Annotated in this window: 17 protein-coding genes and 1 pseudogene; all 18 read right to left on the minus strand. The window is 64.1% G+C overall.

Features of this window, described 5'->3' with window-relative positions:
• Positions 1-911, minus strand: a 911-nt coding sequence (gene trbL / locus DBR23_RS07215; RefSeq protein WP_108497790.1) for a P-type conjugative transfer protein TrbL, incomplete at its 3' end; no start/stop codon positions are given.
• Entirely contained in the window at positions 908-1,234 is a 327-nt protein-coding gene (locus DBR23_RS07220) for a hypothetical protein (RefSeq protein WP_108497791.1), read from the minus strand. The genes DBR23_RS07220 and trbL, both read right to left, overlap by 4 nt.
• 12 nt (positions 1,235-1,246) lie before the next feature.
• Entirely contained in the window at positions 1,247-1,984 is a 738-nt protein-coding gene (gene trbJ / locus DBR23_RS07225) for a P-type conjugative transfer protein TrbJ (RefSeq protein ID WP_108497792.1), read from the minus strand.
• Positions 1,981-4,431 carry a conjugal transfer protein TrbE gene (trbE, locus tag DBR23_RS07230; RefSeq protein WP_108497793.1) on the minus strand — a complete coding sequence of 817 codons (2,451 nt, stop codon included), beginning with the start codon at positions 4,429-4,431 and terminating at the stop codon, positions 1,981-1,983. Before trbE ends, trbJ begins: the two co-directional genes overlap by 4 nt.
• 12 nt (positions 4,432-4,443) lie before the next feature.
• Positions 4,444-4,716, minus strand: a complete 273-nt coding sequence (locus DBR23_RS07235) for a VirB3 family type IV secretion system protein (protein ID WP_105029020.1) — start codon at positions 4,714-4,716, stop codon at positions 4,444-4,446.
• The gene (locus DBR23_RS07240; RefSeq protein WP_108497794.1) at positions 4,713-5,105 is read right to left on the minus strand and encodes a TrbC/VirB2 family protein; all 393 of its coding nucleotides are present in this window, start codon (positions 5,103-5,105) and stop codon (positions 4,713-4,715) included. The genes DBR23_RS07235 and DBR23_RS07240 overlap by 4 nt, the downstream gene beginning before the upstream one ends.
• Positions 5,102-6,169 (minus strand): P-type conjugative transfer ATPase TrbB, encoded by a 1,068-nt coding sequence (gene trbB, locus DBR23_RS07245; RefSeq protein WP_108497795.1) that lies wholly within the window; start codon positions 6,167-6,169, stop codon positions 5,102-5,104. The genes DBR23_RS07240 and trbB overlap by 4 nt, the downstream gene beginning before the upstream one ends.
• Positions 6,166-6,642, minus strand: coding sequence for a ribbon-helix-helix protein, CopG family (locus DBR23_RS07250; protein ID WP_108497796.1), 477 nt, complete (start codon positions 6,640-6,642; stop codon positions 6,166-6,168). The genes trbB and DBR23_RS07250 overlap by 4 nt, the downstream gene beginning before the upstream one ends.
• Positions 6,639-8,654 carry a conjugal transfer protein TraG gene (locus tag DBR23_RS07255; RefSeq protein WP_108497797.1) on the minus strand — a complete coding sequence of 672 codons (2,016 nt, stop codon included), beginning with the start codon at positions 8,652-8,654 and terminating at the stop codon, positions 6,639-6,641. The genes DBR23_RS07250 and DBR23_RS07255 overlap by 4 nt, the downstream gene beginning before the upstream one ends.
• Positions 8,655-8,881: 227 nt before the next feature.
• Complete coding sequence (locus tag DBR23_RS07260; RefSeq protein WP_044314814.1) at positions 8,882-9,145, minus strand: EexN family lipoprotein; 264 nt, start codon at positions 9,143-9,145, stop codon at positions 8,882-8,884.
• Positions 9,142-10,086 carry a LysR family transcriptional regulator gene (locus tag DBR23_RS07265; protein ID WP_044314813.1) on the minus strand — a complete coding sequence of 315 codons (945 nt, stop codon included), beginning with the start codon at positions 10,084-10,086 and terminating at the stop codon, positions 9,142-9,144. The genes DBR23_RS07260 and DBR23_RS07265 overlap by 4 nt, the downstream gene beginning before the upstream one ends.
• Positions 10,087-10,092: 6 nt before the next feature.
• Positions 10,093-10,766 (minus strand): annotated as a pseudogene (locus DBR23_RS32235) (MIP/aquaporin family protein).
• Between the two features lie 150 nt (positions 10,767-10,916).
• Entirely contained in the window at positions 10,917-12,002 is a 1,086-nt protein-coding gene (locus DBR23_RS07280; RefSeq protein ID WP_044314812.1) for a methyltransferase domain-containing protein, read from the minus strand.
• A gap of 33 nt (positions 12,003-12,035) precedes the next feature.
• Entirely contained in the window at positions 12,036-12,218 is a 183-nt protein-coding gene (locus DBR23_RS07285) for a hypothetical protein (protein ID WP_044314811.1), read from the minus strand.
• A 96-nt stretch (positions 12,219-12,314) separates the two neighbouring features.
• Positions 12,315-12,512: a hypothetical protein gene (locus tag DBR23_RS07290; RefSeq protein ID WP_044314810.1), complete on the minus strand. Its 198-nt coding sequence runs from the start codon at positions 12,510-12,512 to the stop codon at positions 12,315-12,317.
• Positions 12,513-12,524: 12 nt separating this feature from the next.
• A complete protein-coding gene (locus DBR23_RS07295; protein WP_199227656.1) occupies positions 12,525-13,463 on the minus strand; it encodes a permease in 939 nt (312 codons plus the stop codon).
• 9 nt (positions 13,464-13,472) lie between these two features.
• On the minus strand, positions 13,473-13,853 hold the full coding sequence (locus DBR23_RS07300; protein ID WP_044314809.1) for a PadR family transcriptional regulator: 381 nt from the start codon (positions 13,851-13,853) through the stop codon (positions 13,473-13,475).
• A 153-nt stretch (positions 13,854-14,006) separates the two neighbouring features.
• Entirely contained in the window at positions 14,007-15,989 is a 1,983-nt protein-coding gene (locus DBR23_RS07305) for a relaxase/mobilization nuclease and DUF3363 domain-containing protein (protein ID WP_108497798.1), read from the minus strand.
• Positions 15,990-16,245: the final 256 nt, after the last annotated feature.

Genomic DNA, 16,245 nt, shown 5'->3' on the forward strand with positions numbered 1-16,245 from the left:
CCCGCCATGACCGCACCGCCCACGCCGGTTGCGGCGGCACCAATGGCAACGCCGGTGCCAACCGCGCCGACCGCAGCCCCCGCCATCGCGCCCGCGCCGAGCTGCGGTGCACCGGACACGAGGCCCGTGGCGATGCCAGGGCCGAAGATGCCCAGCGCCAGCAGCGCGAGCGAGGCCAGCATCACGACCAGCGCATGGTCGATGGAAGGCTCGTCGGGATGAACCTGGAACTCCGCGAACAGGCCCGAGCCGATGCCGACGATGACCGCCAGCACCAGCACCTTGATGCCGGACGAAACCACGTTGCCCAGCACCTTCTCGGCGAGGAAGCTGGTCTTGTTCCAGAGTGCGAACGGAATCAAGACGAAGCCGGCAAGCGTGGTCAGCTTGAACTCGATCAACGTGATGAAAAGCTGTACCGCCAGCACGAAGAAGCAGAGGATCACCACCAGCCAGGCCAGGAACAGCACCACGATGGGATCAAGGTTGGTGAACACCTCGGGGAAGCCGGCCATGTCCCCGATCTGTTCCAAGATCGGCGCCCCAGCGTCGATGCCCGTCTTCGCCAGCCGCCCCGGCTGGAGAAAGTTCTCCATGCTCAACGTCGAGCCGGTGGCCGTCAGGCCTAGGCCGGCGAACGACCGGAACACAATGCCCGACAGCCAGTTGAAGTTGCCGATGATGTAGGCGAAGGCACCGACGTAGAGCACCTTGCGCAGCAGCTTGGCGATCACGTCCTCACCCTGGCCGGTCGCATGGCTCATGGCCCAATACAGGCCGGCGATGGTCATGTCGATGGCGATAAGCGTGGCCGTCAGGAACGCCACTTCGCCTTGCAGCAGTCCGAAACCCGAGTCGATGTAGCGCGAGAAGGTATCGAGGAATCTGTCGATGATGGTCACGTCGTTCATGGCGTGTTCTCCGCAGCGGTGAGCGGCGCATCGCCTTCCGGCGCGTCATCGGCGGGCGTGTCGAAGCTGGGCGGAATCGGTGGCAGTTCGGCCAGCGCCCGGTATTCGTCCGGCCCGGTCTGGCCGGCGAAGAAGCGCCGCCGGAAGGCTTCGGTGGCGGCGCGGCAGGCGTCTTCACCTGCGGCTTGCCGGTCGGCTGCGCATTGGGCACGCAACGCCTTGAGCCGCACGGGATCGGCGGCCAAGGTGGCGGCTAGGTCTTCGGCCGGCTGCTGGCCGCAAGCGGTCAGCAGCACGACCAGCAGGACAGGAACGCATCGCATGGCCGCCTCCCGTCAGTTGTTATAGAAATTGACGGTCTGCGGCGTGTACGGCGTGCCAGTGCCAAGGAAGCGCCGTCGCACTTCGCGGGCACGCTCGGTGGCCGCCGCCTGCCGCGCCAGTTCCAGCGAGGCTGCCCGGTCTTGCGTGATCTGGAGCTGCTGGGCCTGGATGGACTGCTTGGCCTGCAAGGCGAGAAGCTGGTTCGTCGCCTGCATGGCCTGCAAAGCACCCGTGGCCGATTGGCTCTGACTCACGAGGTCGGCCAGCGCGCTTTCGTCTTGCGCCAGGTTCTGCGACACCTGCGCCTGCATCCGCATCGCGGTGTGCAGGCCGTCGAGCGTGTTCTTCCAGCGTTCGCGTGCGTCCTGTGCCATGCGGTCGCCGCTGATGGTGGCGGCGTACTGCTCCGGGTACAAGCGCGAGAACGTGGCATCCATGCTCTGCACGTCGTAGGCCAGCCCTTGCGCTTCGGCAATCAGGCGTTCCGTGGTGGCGAGCGTCGAGCGCAGCCGGTTGACGATGTTGAAGTCCAGCTTCGTCAGGTTGCGCGCCTGGTTCATCAGCATCTGCGCTTCGTTCTGAAGCTGGTTGATCTGATTGTTGATCTGCTCCAGCGTGCGAACGGCGGTCAGCGTGTTCTGCACGAAATTGGACGGGTCGAACACCGTCAGCGCCGATGCGGGCTGCACGGCCAGCAGCGACACCGACAGCGCGGCGGCGAGCGAAACGGAAAGTACACGGGTCTTCATGGCGAAACCTCCAGCGGTTGAGTAGCGAGGAAAGAAGCCGCCGCCGGTGAGGACGGCAGCAGGTCGGCGGCCCAATCGAGGCCGCGATGACGCAGCCACGCGCCGGCGAAGCCGGGTGCGCCGGCCTGCGTCAGCACGCGGTCTATGTCGCGTTGGTCTTGCGGTGTGGATGCGCCTGCGAAGGCGAGCGCGGCCGGCCCCAGGTCGAGGTCGAACAGGCGATTGCCAAGGCGCGATTGGTAGTAGTAGTCCTGCTTGGGCTGCGCGGTGGCGACGATCTCGATTTGCCGGCTGTTGAGGCCGAAGCCCTCATAGATCGTGCGAACCTGCGGCTCGGTCGCTTGCGGGTTGGGCAAGAAGATCCGAACGGCGCAGCTTTCGATGATGGCCGCCGCGATGCTGGAGTTCTGAATGTCCGCCAGGCTTTGCGTGGCGAAGACGACACTGACATTGCGCTTGCGCAGCGTCTTCAACCACTGGCGGATGCGCGCGGCAAATACCGGGTCATCCAAGAACAGCCAGGATTCATCGAGGATCAGCAGCGTGGGCGCACCGTCGAAACGCGCATCGAAGCGGGCGAACAGGTAGCCCAGCACCGACCGCACGGCGGGGGGGCTGGCCATCAGTTCCTCCATCTCGAAGCACTGCACATCCGCGCTGCCCAGCCGGTCACTGTCGGCATCCAGCAGCTTGCCGTGGGCACCGCCGAGCACATACGGCGCGAGCGCCTGGCGCAGCGCATTCGATTGCAGCAGCACCGAAAGCCCGGTCATCGTGCGCTGCTCCACGGGCGCACCGGCAAGGCTTCCGAGCGCCGACCAGATGGCCGCCTTCTCATCCGGGCCGACGGTCACGCCTTCGTGCAGCAGGCGGCCTTCCACCCATTCGGCGGCCCAGGTGCGGTAGCCGCCCTGGTCGATGCGTGCCAGCGGCTGAAAGGCGATACCGCCATCGGCACCCAGGTCGTAGTGTTCGCCGCCCAGGCCCAGGATGGTGGCGCGCATGGAGCGGCCCATGTCGAAGACGAAGATGCGCGAGTGCAGATAGCGCCGGAACTGCATCGCCAGCACGGCTAGGAAGGCCGACTTGCCCATGCCAGTCGGGCCGACCACGGCCATGTGGCCCACGTCGCCGATGTGCGTGACCAAGCGGAACGGCGTTGCGCCGTCGGTGCGCGTGACGATCACCGGCGGGCCGTCCAGGTGCTTGTTGCGCTCCGGGCCGGCCCACACCGCCGACAGCGGCATCATGTGCGCGAGGTTCAGCGTCGAGACGATGGGCTGGCGCACGTTGGCATACGCATTGCCCGGCACCGACGACAGCCACGCATCCACGGCATTGAGCGTTTCGGGGATGGTGACGAAGCCGCGCCCCTGAATCACGCGCTCCACCATGCGCAGCTTTTCGTCGGCCACGGCCGGGTCGGCATCGAGCACCGTCACCGTGGCCGTGAGGTAGCCGAAGGCGACTTGATCGCTGCCCAGCTCCTGCATGGCGGCGTCCGCGTCGGCCGCCTTGTTGCTGGCGTCGGTATCGACCAGCGGGCTTTCCTGCTGGAAGATCGTTTCGCGCAGCAGCGCGATGACGTTCTTCCGCTTCGCAAACCATTGGCGGCGCAGGCGGCCCAGCTCCTTTTCCGCTTCGGCTTTGTCGAGGCAGAGGAACCGCGTACTCCAGCGATAGGCAAAGCCCAGGCGGTTTAGGTCGTCCAGCAAGCCCGGCCAAGTGGAAGTCGGAAAGCCCCGCACCGACACCACGCGCAGGTGCTGGTCGCCCAGCATAGGCGCGAGGCCGCCGACCAGGGCGGAATCGGCCAGCAGCGCGTCGAGGTGGAAAGGCACCTCGGGCACGGCCAGCCGGTAGCGCCGCGTCGAAACCGTGGCGTGCAGATAGGTCAGCGTCGCGGCATCGTCCAGCCAGGCGATCTCCGGCATCACGCCATCGAGCAGGTCAAAGCCCCGATCCGTTTCCGCCACGAAAGCATCGAGCCGACCGCGCCAGTCCACGCCATCGCCCGGCGCGTGCTCGTAGAGCAGCTTGGCCGCACGGGCGCGGGATTCCTCGGGCGGCAGATAGGCCAGCGTCAGGTGATAGGCACTCTCGAAGTGGTTGCCCGATTCCTCGAAGGCGGCGCGGCGTTCCTCGTCCACCAGCCAGGACAGCGGTTCGGGAAAGTCGGAATGCGGATAGTCCGCCGCCGGCTGGCGCTCGGCTTCCACGAACAGCGCCCAGCCTGAACCCAGCCGGCGCAGCGCGTTGTTCAGCCGCGCCGTGGTGGCGATCAACTCGCCCTGCGTGGCGCTGTCGAGGTCGGGGCCACGGAAACGGGCTGTACGCTGAAAGCTGCCGTCCTTGTTCAAGACGACACCCGGCGCGATCAACCCGGCCCAGGGAAGCCAATCGGCCAGCAGCGCGGGCCGCTGGCGGTATTCGGCAAGGTTCAGCATGGCGGCATCCCCCTACACGTCCAGCAACGGCTTGTGCTTGATGTGCCGGGCGAAGACCTGCATGAACTGCGGATCGACACGCGCGCCCCACACGGCCAGCGAGTGGCCGACGATCCAGAGCACGACACCGGGAATCCAGAGTTGCAGGCCCAGCCCGACGGCGGCGGCCAGCGTACCGTTGGCAATCGCCACGGTGCGCGGTGCGCCGCCCATGAGGATCAGCTCGGTCAGCGAGCGATGTAGCGGCACCTCGAAGCCGGCCGCGAAGCTGTCCGGCCCGCTCATACGACCGCCCCGCCAGAGAAGCTGAAGAACGACAGGAAGAACGAGGACGCGGCGAACGCGATGCTCAAACCGAAGACGATCTGGATGAGTTTGCGAAAGCCCCCCGACGTGTCGCCGAAGGCCAGCGCGAGGCCGGTTGCGATGATGATGATGACCGCGACGATGCGTGCCACCGGCCCCTGGATCGACTCCAGAATGGATTGCAGCGGGCCTTCCCACGGCATCGAGGAACCGGCGGCCTGCGCCGTTCCGGCCAGGAACAGCAGCAGCGCGGCCAGCAGCAGCCCTTGCCCCGCAGGGCGGGCCAGGCTGCGCAGCCGCACGAGGCCGGACAGGTGGAGAAGCGGATTTACGGAAAAGCGGAAAGCGTAAGCGTGCATCTGCGTCATGGCAGTTCTCCAGGTTGGTCAAGGGACGGGGAAGGCGCAGCGGCATCGGCTGCGAGAGGCACCGGCATCAGCTCGGGAAACGGTGTTTCCAGCGCGTCCGCCAGGCGGTAGCCCACACCGTCAAATCCGACGACGCGGGCGATGCTTTCGACGCGGCGCTTGCGGCCGCGTCCGGCGATGTGGATGACGACGTTGACCGCCTCGGCGATCAGCGCACGCGGCGGGTTCACCGCGACTTCGAGAATCAACTGTTCGAGGCGCAGCAATGCGCCCAGCGCGGAACCGGAGTGGATGGTGGCAATGCCACCCGGATGGCCGGTGCCCCACACCTTCACCAAGTCCAGGGCTTCGCCGCCGCGCACCTCGCCGACGATCACGCGGTCGGGGCGCAGGCGCATCGTGGCGCGCACCAGTTCGGTCATGGACACGACGCCAGCACGGGTGCGCAGCGGCACATGGTCGCGGGCGGCACATTGCAGCTCTATCGTGTCTTCGAGCACCAGCACGCGGTCGCCAGTGGCGGCGATTTCCGCAAGCAAGGCATTGGCAAGTGTGGTCTTGCCGCTGCTCGTTGCCCCGGCGATCAGGATGTTCTGGCGCTCGCGCACCGCGCGGCGCAGGAACTCGGCCTGCCCGGTGGTCAGGATGCCGTCGGCCACATAACGATCCAGGCCGATGATGCTCACGGCACGCTTGCGCAGCGCGAAGGCCGAGCCAGGCGCAGCCGGCGGCAAGATGCCCTCGAACCGCTCGCCGGTTTCGGGCAGCTCGGCGGTCAGCAGCGGCCGCCCGCGATGCACCTCTGCGCCGACGTGCGCGGCCACCAGGCGAATGATGCGTTCGCCATCGTCTTCGGACAGTTCCACGCCCAGCGGCGTGCGGCCCGACGACAGCCGATCCACCCATAGGGTGCGGTCGGGGTTGAGCATGATTTCCACCACGTCCGGGTCGGCCAGCGCAGCGGCGATGACTGGCCCCATTGCCGTGCGCAGCATCTGGATACGGCGATCCAGCGAAGCCGCGGTGGATGAGCGTTCGGGCGGGGTGTGCGGAACGGAGCTCATAAGGCACGCTCCGCAGTTCGTTCGTGGGCTTCGGCCAGCGCAGTTGCGTCGTCCATCCGCACCGGGTCAGGATGCAGTTCCTCCACCACGTTGCGCACCAGGCTTCGGCCACGCAGCAGGTGGCGGCCAAGTTGCTCCACGAATTGCTCGAAACGCGCCTTGCCCTGGGCGCGGGCCGCATCCTGATGGGCTTCGGGAACCGGCGTGCTGACGGTCAGGAAGTAGCGAATGAACAGCGCCAGCGTTTCGATCTGGATGTTCTGGTCGCGCTCCATGCGCTCGGTCTGCCGCGACAGGCGATCGAGCCGCTTGGCGATGGCCGCCTCGCGCTGATCGGCTGCATCGGGCGATAGCCACGATGCGAGCGCCGCCGCGACGATGGATGACTTGGACACGCCTTTCTTGGCGGCCAGTTCTTCGAGGCGCTTGGCGTGCTCGGGCTGGATGAACAGATTGAGGCGGTACTGGCTCATAGGTCAATTCCGTCGTTGGGGTCGAGGGAAGCCAGCCGGGCCGTGCGCTGCATCGCTGGGTCGAGCTGGCCGGGGAGAGAAGCAAAACCGGGCAGCGTCAGGTCGTCGTCGTCATCGAGCAGCGCCAGGTCGTTGCCGGCGAGCTGCGGTTCGGGGCTGTATTCGGCGACTTCGGATAGCTCCGGCTGGCGGCGCGGGCCGCCGTCGTCGGCGGTGCAGCCCAAGCCTTCGGCGGCGGCACTGGTGGCCACTGCGGGGACAGAGGGGATCGCCAGGCCGCTCCAGTCGTCAGGCCGGGCCGGTGGCACATCGGCGTACTGCCCGGCCGCAAGCGCGGGCGGCGGCAATACGCGGCTCTTGAAATTGGCGTCGGCGTAGTAGCGCAGTTTCTTCGCCTTGATCGGCGCGACGCTGGACACCATCACCACGGCTTCGTCGGTCGGAAGCTGCATGACTTCGCCGGGCGTCAGCAGCGGGCGGGCCGTCTCCTGCCGCGACACCATGAGATGCCCCAGCCACGGCGCGAGCCGATGACCCGCGTAGTTGCGCTGCGCGCGCAGCTCGGTGGCGGTGCCGAGCGTTTCGGATACTCGTTTCGCGGTTCGTTCGTCGTTGGTTGAGAACGTCACTCGGACGTGGCAGTTGTCCAGAATCGAATGGTTCTGGCCGTAGGCTTTGTCGATCTGGTTGAGCGACTGCGCGATGAGGAAGCTGCGGATGCCGTAGCCGGCCATGAAGGCAAGCGCCGTCTCGAAGAAATCGAGCCGACCCAAGGCCGGAAACTCATCGAGCATCAGCAGCAACTTGTGGCGGCGCTTGATGCCGTCAGAACCGTCGAGCGATTCGGTGAGCCGTCGCCCGATCTGGTTGAGGATCAGGCGAATGAGCGGTTTGGTGCGGGAAATGTCCGAGGGCGGCACTACCAGATACAGCGAGACGGGATGCTCGGATGCGATCAGGTCGGCGATGCGCCAGTCGCAGCGCGAGGTGACTTCGGCCACCGTGGGGTCGCGGTACAGACCGAGGAACGACATGGCGGTGCTCAACACGCCCGAACGCTCGTTGTCCGACTTGTTGAGCACTTCGCGGGCAGCGGACGCGACAACCGGGTGCGGTGCATCGGCCAGGTGCTTCGTCGTCATCATCCGGTGCAAGGTCAGCTCGAACGGGCTGGCCGGGTCGGAGAGGAAGTTGGCAACGCCGCGCAGCGTCTTGTCCTTGCCCGCATAGAGCACATGCAGGATGGCTCCGACCAGCAGCGCGTGGCTGGTCTTCTCCCAGTGGTTGCGCTTCTCCAGCGCCCCTTCGGGGTCAACGAGAATGTCCGCGATGTTCTGCACGTCGCGCACTTCATGCGCGCCGCGCCGTACTTCCAGCAGCGGGTTGTAGGCTGCCGACTTTGCATCGGTCGGGTTGAACAGCAGGCAATGTGAGAAACACGAGCGCCAGCCGGCGGTGATCTGCCAGTTCTCGCCTTTAATGTCGTGAATGACGGCGGATGCGGGCCACGAAAGCAGCGTGGGCACCACCAGGCCGACGCCTTTGCCCGAGCGCGTGGGCGCGAAGGTCAGGACGTGTTCCGGGCCTTCGTGGCGCAGGTACTCGTTGCGGTACTTGCCCAGGAACACGCCAGCCGGTTGCGTCAGCCCGGCCTTGCGAACGTCATCCGCTTCGGCCCAGCGTGCCGAGCCGTATGTGGTGACAAGGCGCGATTGCCGGGAGCGCCACACCGACATGGCGATGGCGACCACCACCGCCACCAAGCCGCTACCGCCCGCGATGGCCCCGCCAATATCGAAGACATGCGGCGCGTAGGCATCGAAGAAAAACCACCACTCGAACAGCCGCCAGGGGTGATAGACCGGCGTGCCGAAGAAATCAAACCAGGGCGAGCCAAGGCGTAGTTGATAGCCCAGGGCGGCTGCTGTCCATTGCGTTGCACTCCATACGCCGGCGATCACGATGCCGAAGACGGCGGCGATCTGCCCGAACAGCACGCCCTGAGCTTGCATGACTGACCTCCGATTCCTGCGCTATTCCTCGTTCAAGAGCGGCACAAGGACGTGCCGCATAGCGTGAGAATCGGTGCCGGGTCAGTGCCGGTCAAAGACCGTTATCGGAAGCAAGATGATGCAAAAAGCATCGTTTCAGGCTGCAAAGAAACCAGTAAAAACACCGCAGGCGCGAGCGTGCTGCGGCGTGTTGGCAAAGAAGACAGGATTTTTGCGAAAGACTGCGATCAGAACTTCGGTGGCGTTTCCAATGGCGTGTAGGGTGTCTTGCCGTCGCCATAGAACCGCTTGCGCGTGGCTTCGGCTACCCGGTTGCACAACATGTCGCCAAGCGTCGCGCGGTCGGTTTTGCATTGCTGGCGTAGTTCCTTCAACCGTGCCGGGTCGGCAGCCAGTTCCTCCACGGTCGGTACGTTGGCCTGCTTGGGTGTCTCCGACGGGCCGCAGGCCGTTAGCACGGCGACCACAAGCATAGGTGTTATTCGCTTCATAGCTCGAATTCCTCCTGTGATTCGGACTGAGGTGGCGGCACGGGCCTCCCACCTTCGGGCAAGTCGATCACCTGCACCCGTTCGATGAATCGGGACAACACTTCCGAACGCTCGTCTTCGCGTCGCAACAAGTAGGTTGTCAGCATTGGCGAGCGGCCCGCCAAGGGCCGGGCCACAACGCCAGGTTCCCGGTTGGACACGATATGCGGAGCACCAGCCAGCCCCAGGGCGAAGCCGGCCGATACGACCACCATCATCAAGTCGAATGAGGCAACACGTTCGACGATCAGAGGCTCCCGGTCAGAGCGGCGCAGCACACGTTCAACCTGTCGCGCGTAGCCCTCACATGCTTGCGGGTCGCAGAGAACCAGCGGAAAGTGCAGCACTTCGTCCAGCGGGATGCGTCGGTGCTTGAGCAAATGATGGCGTGCTGGCACCGCCACCATCAGCGGGTCATTCCACACGGCTTCGGCGGCGATACCTTCGCCTACTTCATCCGATTGCGCGAAGCCCACGTCGTACAAGTCGTCTTGCAGCCCCTTGATTTGCTGCGACAAGGGCACCTGAAACAGCCGGATATCGACTTCTGGTTCCTCCTGCCGGCAAAGTGCGAGCAAGGTCGGTAGGCGCGGCGGCGTGATGCCATCGGACAGGGCAATACGCAACTGGCCGTGGAAGCCATTGGCCGCAGCCTTCACGCTGTCGCGGGCCTGCTGCAAGGCAGCGAACACGCGCGGAACATGCTCCAAAAACAGCTTGCCCGCCCGCGTCAGGCGCGTGCTTCGGCTGGTTCGGACAAACAACTGTTCACCCAAGTCTTCCTCCAACTCCTTGATAGTGCGCGACAGCGGTGACTGCTCGATATGCAGTCTCTCAGCCGCGCGGGCGAAGTGGAGTTCTTCAGCGACTGCAATGAAGTAACGCAGATGTCGTAATTGCATGGCCGCTCACGATTTCTTCGATTCTGCATCGCTGCATTTCGGCAGCGCAGCGGGTTTTTCCATCAAGACGAAAACCAAGACAGCGAGCAGCGCCCCGGATAACGGTGCCAGCCAATAGATCCAGTGGTTTTCCCAGTGATGGCTGAACAGCGCAGGCCCAAAACTTCGCGCCGGATTCATGCCTGCGCCTGTGATGTGTCCACCGACCAGTGCCCCCAAGAACACCACCGAACCAATGATCAGTGCACTGGTAGTTCGCAGCACGGTCAAAACCAGGAAAAAAGTCAGAATTGTCTCCACCATGAAACCGTTCGCCAGGCTGACGCCGGTGCCGATTCGGGTGGTGCCCGCTTCGATCCGTTGCCAGAAGAGGGCGAACAAAGTGGCCGACGCCAGACAGGCGCCAATGATTTGCGCGATGTGTAATAGAGCAGGCATCTATACGAACACCTGCCAGTAGCGCAGAGCGAAAGTGTCACCACGGGGTTAAGGTGGGCACTGCTTGACGTCGAAATACCGCCAATGATGCAGGTCACGCTGACCCCAAATGCAAGCGCAACGCCGAGATAACTGACCGCGTCACCTTGCTTGCTCAGTATCGCTGCGCCCGCCCCGATAAAAATCAGCGCGAAAACCCCAATCAATTCGGACAGAAAATATTTCCACTGTGTAGGAAGCATACGAACTCCTCCGTGGACTACCCGTTCTTGTTCAATGCAGCGCCCCTTTTACGCAGCATTCCTATCCTCTTTCGCTTGAAAACGCCGAGATCAGGAAGGCATGATCGGCCGTCCTGATCTCACTTCGTGTTGCACGCAAAATGGGGGCTCCTAGCATCCGCACCCAGCGGGGCCGCAAACGCCCACATCGGCCAGCGTCGGCACTGACTCAATCTGCGGCGTACCACACTGGAAAAGGCCATAGTGTCGGCGGCCGTCGCCAATCACATCGAACAAGATCCGATAACGACTCTTGCTGATCATGTCGGCCGTATTGCGACATACCGGTACCGCCCGACCGGTATCGAAAGCATGGCCGTTGTCCAGCACGAATCGGTCGGGGGCTTCCGGCAGGTTGCCTTTGTAGATGGCAACCTGCCCGTAATCCTCGCAACGGTCTTCCAAATCCATCTTGAACAGGCGCAAGGTGATCGAGTACAACTTGGCGCCCCCGAGCTTTGCTTCGATGGCGGGATTGGCGATGGTCTTCAGGCTCTTGGCGGTAACTCGCACATCAAGGAAGCCGGCAGCCTGTGCCAAACGCACGAAGTCCTCGAAATACAGCGCATCACCGATGCACTCGCCGACGATAAGCGGATCGTCTTTCAACCCAGGGGCTAGCCTGCGGTCCGAGAAGATATCGGCGAAGTAGATTTCGCCGCCAGGCTTGAGCAGTTTGGCCATACCTGCCAGCACATCGGCCTTGGTCATCGACAGGTTGATCACGCAGTTGGAAACGATGACATCTATGCTCTCCGGCGGCAGGTCGAGCTGATCCAGGGCTTCGATATTGCCTTGCAGGAAGCGGACGTTGCTTTCGGTGTGGCCGAAGACCTTGCGGTGGTGCTCCACATAGCTCTGCGCGAAAGCGATCTGTTCGGCTGTGGCGTCCACACCGATGACCTTGCCTCGCTCGCCCACCAGGCTAGACAGCACGAAGCAGTCGCGTCCGCCGCCGCAGCCCAGGTCCATCACGGTTGCGCCCTCCAGCAGCGGGGGGAAGGGCGCACCACAACCGTAGAAGCGCATCTGCACATCGTCGTGTATTTGCGTCAGGATAGCTTTGATGGCGTCTGATGGCGGCTCGTCCGCTGTGCAGACATTGGTCGCCAAATCTTGCTTATCCGTCAAGGTGTCCCCGTAGTAGTGCTGAACTTCCTCGATCCGCCGTTCCAGGGTTGGAGCTTGATTGTTCATGGACTGTCTTCCTTTGAGTTGAAGGGTTTAAGGTCAGTGGGCAGCCATGCGGCCCAACAGGTCGATGCCGACAGGCTCCTGCGCCTGCAACGGAATCATGGCGAAGCGATGGGCATGCTGGCCGCGCGCGTCGGCAATCAGCGGCAGTTCGCGGTTGGCGCGCGTCACCAGGAATGGCGATGCCGGACGGGCGGCAGCCAAGCTGTTGTTGATCACCCTAGCCCAAGGCTCAATCTACGCGCGGAGCATGTCGTGTTGCAGGCTCACCGTTTCCAGCACCGGCGTGGTTTCCACCTTGATAGGTCGATTGGGCTACCGGGCGGCAGGTGGCTGCTGAGTGGCATCATCGTCCTTGACCTCCTCAATGCGCACCGCGCAACATGCGGATTTCTTGGCGACGGGCATTGGGGTCATTTCCGTCTTGGGCACTTCTTCGATGCGCACCGCGCAGCAAGCCGAGTCCTCCTGCTTACCAAACAAACGCGCTATAAAGCCCTTTTTCTCTGACATGGTCTTTCTCCTTCAAATAAACAACAGATTGGCGACGTAACCCACGCTGATGGCGACCGTGAAGATCGTCAGCACGAACACTGCCACCAGTCGGGGCCGGAAGATCGTGTTGAGCAGCGTGACTTCGGGAATGCTGGCACCTGCGCCAGCGATGATCAGCGCCGCTACCGCGCCGATGCTCATGCCTTGGGACTGCAAGGCCATACCAATCGGAATCAGGGTTTCAGCGCGGATGTATAGCGGCACACCGATAGCAGCGGCCACGGGAATTGCGAACGGGTTGTCGGCACCTGCCATAGTGGCGATCCACTCGCCGGGTACCACGCCATAAATTAGCGCGCCAATGCCCGCGCCGATCAGCAGGTAGGGCAAGGAAGTCTTGAACAAAGCAAAGGCCGCGCTGCCAGCTCGGCGCAGGCGCGATTTGAAGTCGGTCGGCCCTGCAATTTCGCTCTCGCCCACCACACGCACCTTCTTTACGTCGCGCTCCAGGCCAAAGAGCTGCCAGACCGCGCCCACTGCCACCGCCAGCACAAAGGACGCGGCGCCATAGAAGACGGTGAACTTCCAGCCGAACAACGTGACCAGTAAGCCCAGGATCACCGGATTGAGGATGGGCGAGGAAACTAGAAAGGACATGGTGGCGCCAAATGGCGCACCGGCGTTGAGCAAGCCGACCGTGACCGGAATGGTCGAGCAGGAGCAAAACGGCGTGACTGCCCCCAGCCCGGCACCGACGATGTTGCCACGCAGGCCTCGCCCGGTCAGCAGGCGTTGCACCGTGCTGGCTGGTACATACTCCTGCATCATCGCCACCATGAAACTGACGACGAAGAACAGCGCGATGAGCTCGGCGCTGATCATGGCGAAGAACTGCAGGGTTTCGGTGAGTGTGTTCAGGTTCATTATATATTCCTGATCAATGCATAGATGGTCAATGTTTATATTCAAAAAAAACCGTCATTGCTGACGGGTGATGTGCGCAGCCACCTCCATCCAAGCATCTACCGCTACCGTGAAGGCTTCGCGGCCCTTGTCGGTCAACGTGTAGACCTTGCGTCCACGGCCCGCAACCGTTTCGGTATGCGCGGTGACATAGCCGCCCTGCTCGAACTCGAGCAACACCGGGTAGATAGTGCCTTCGGTGGGGGCGCAACAACCTTGGGTCGAGCACTCCACTTCACGTGCGATCTCATAGCCGTGCATGGGCCGCTTTTGCAGCACGCTCAGAATGAAGAACTTGGACAGGCTCATCTTGATGATGCCGCTCCAATACAACCGGTCGGTATAGTCCACCGGTGTGCGCTCTACGGTCTTGAGGGAAGTCGTCGATTTATCCATGAACCCAATTATATACCTTGTCCATCAAGGTATCAAGCGGCAACCGAAAAATCCCCTCCTGGGGCGGTGCCTGGCCGGATAGAGGGCGCTCGCATGAGTCTGCGACCACAAGTGAAGCATCACGAGCCACGGCACACATGACAAATTCAGTCTTTAGCCGACAGACGGGCCGCGCTGGCGGCCGAATTCCCAGGAGGCATGCCCGCCGCGGACCGTGGCGGCCAGGGATTGGCCCAGCCGCTGTTCGATGACGGGCTTCCAAGGCACGAGCGTGAAACCCAAGCCGTCGTCCAGCATGGCGAAGCGCCCGCTGGCGAGCATGATGGAGCGCCGATAGATGCCGGCCACGCGCTGCCCGTCGGCCACCGGGCGATGCTCCAGGCCGGTTTCCGCCGCTATGTCCTTGGCGGCCTGCGCCAGCTCCCGATTACGCAGCGTGCCCAGCAGGTTTCGGGCGAGGATGACGCGTTGGCTGCGTCGTTGGGCCAGCCCCTGTTCTTCGAGGAAGTCGGCACGCTGCTGCATGGCCTGCTTGGCGTCGCCGCCAAAGCCCAGGTCGCCCAGCCCACGACCGCTGCTGATCAACTGCTGGTCGAGCCAGGTGGCCCCGATCACGCGGGCCTGCCGCTCGATGGGCAGGTGAGATTTCAGCTCCACCGCCACGCCGCCCAGGCGCTGTGCGTCGTACTGGCGGCCACGCTCGGTCAGGTCGTCCGGCACCTTCCATAGCCCTTCGGCGACGCGCTCCACGATACCGGCTCGGCGCAGGGCTTCCAGCCGCCGGACATGCGACGCGACAACTTCCTGCGGGTCGCGCCCATCCTTGGCACGGCCCTGTTCGATTACCAGGTGGTGATTGGCGCGGTACAGGCCATCGCTCGCCAGCGCGGCGATGTTCTTGTCGGCTGCACGCACGTCGGCCGAACCTTTCACTTCCACCACCGCGCCCGTGGGATAGTTCGCCAGCTCGTCGCGGGCATTCAGCGCGACGTAGTGGGCCTTACCGTCCGTACCGTCGATGACCAGATAGCCCCGGTCGTGCAGTTCGTCAGCCAGCCCCTTCGCGGCCACACGGCCAAGGATGGTTCTGCCATCGTCGCCTGGCTCGAACACCGCCAGCTCACGCGGCTGCTCGCTCATGGCCCGCTGCATCGTGCGGATAATGTCGCCACGCTCGCCCAGGGCACGCAGGGTCTTTTCCGCATCGGCATGAATGGCCCAGGTGCCGGGCTGCGTCTCGTCGGCCAGGCCCAGACGCTGCAAGCGTTGCAGGCGGCCGATCAGCAGCAGGCGTTGGCGTTGCAAGTTCGGCTCGCTGAAGCGTTCGATCTGCACCCGGCCATCCTCGCCGGCTTCGCGCTGCAAGGTGCGATCCAGGCTTGTCCACCGCGCCTGTTCTACCTCGCGCCCCAAGGTCTGCTGGATCTCCAACTCGGTGCGCTGCCCCAGCCATTCGGTCGCCAGTTCGGCGGCACGATGGCGGAAGCCGTGGGCGATGTAGTCGCCCGCGATGATGAGGTCTTTGCCGGTGTCGTCGCGTCCGCGCACGATCAGGTGGGTGTGCGGGTTGTCGGTGCTCCAGTGATCGACCGCTACCCAATCCAGTCGCGTGCCCAGGTCGGCTTCCATGCGGTTCACCAGATGGCGGGTATAGGTACGCAGGTCGTCCAGTTCCGCGCCGTCTTCCGGGGAAACGATGAAGCGGAAATGGTGCTGGTCGTCGGTGCAGCGTTCCTTGAAGGCATCCAAGTCGGCTTCGTCGGCCTGCGGCCCGTAGGCCCGGCCCGGTTCGCCATCACGGCCCGCGCCGTCGCGTTCGACATAGCGCAGGTGCTTGGCGAGAGACTGTGGGCTGGCCCGCTGGTGATTGACCAGCAGCGTCTTGATGGTCACGCGCCGCGACATGGGCGTTAGCTTCGCCCCGGCGAAGCGCGCTGCCGTGTGGCCGCGCCCCAGGCGCGAGCCGGGACGCTGGCCGGTGCCAGCCGCCCCAGGACGGCGCACCGCCGACTTGCCGCTGCTGGCTTTGCCGGCCTGCTTGAGCACTTTGGAAACAAAGCTCTGCCCCTGGCCCTTGCCCCGGTTCTTCGGGGCGCTTGGGCGCACGAGGAAATCGTCGTCGCGGCGGTCGGTCATGGCCGTTCTCCCGGCAAGCTCTGGCGTGTCCAGTCGTGCGAAGCACGCGGACATGCCTGCATTGGCGCGACCTTCGCGCCGAACACGGCACGGCGGCGAAGCCGCTCCGTGCCGTGTTCCCCCCATGTGCAGACTGGCTTTCGACGCGGCAAGGTGCCGAGTCCTTTTGTCTTGCCTTCCGCCTTTGCCCCTCGCTGGCGCTCAGGGCAGCGGCGGCCCGGCGGCGCTGCTGCGCGAGCAGCCTGCGCGCCGGCGA

The organism is Acidovorax sp. HMWF018 (assembly GCF_003061035.1).
Lineage (GTDB): Bacteria > Pseudomonadota > Gammaproteobacteria > Burkholderiales > Burkholderiaceae_C > Acidovorax > Acidovorax delafieldii.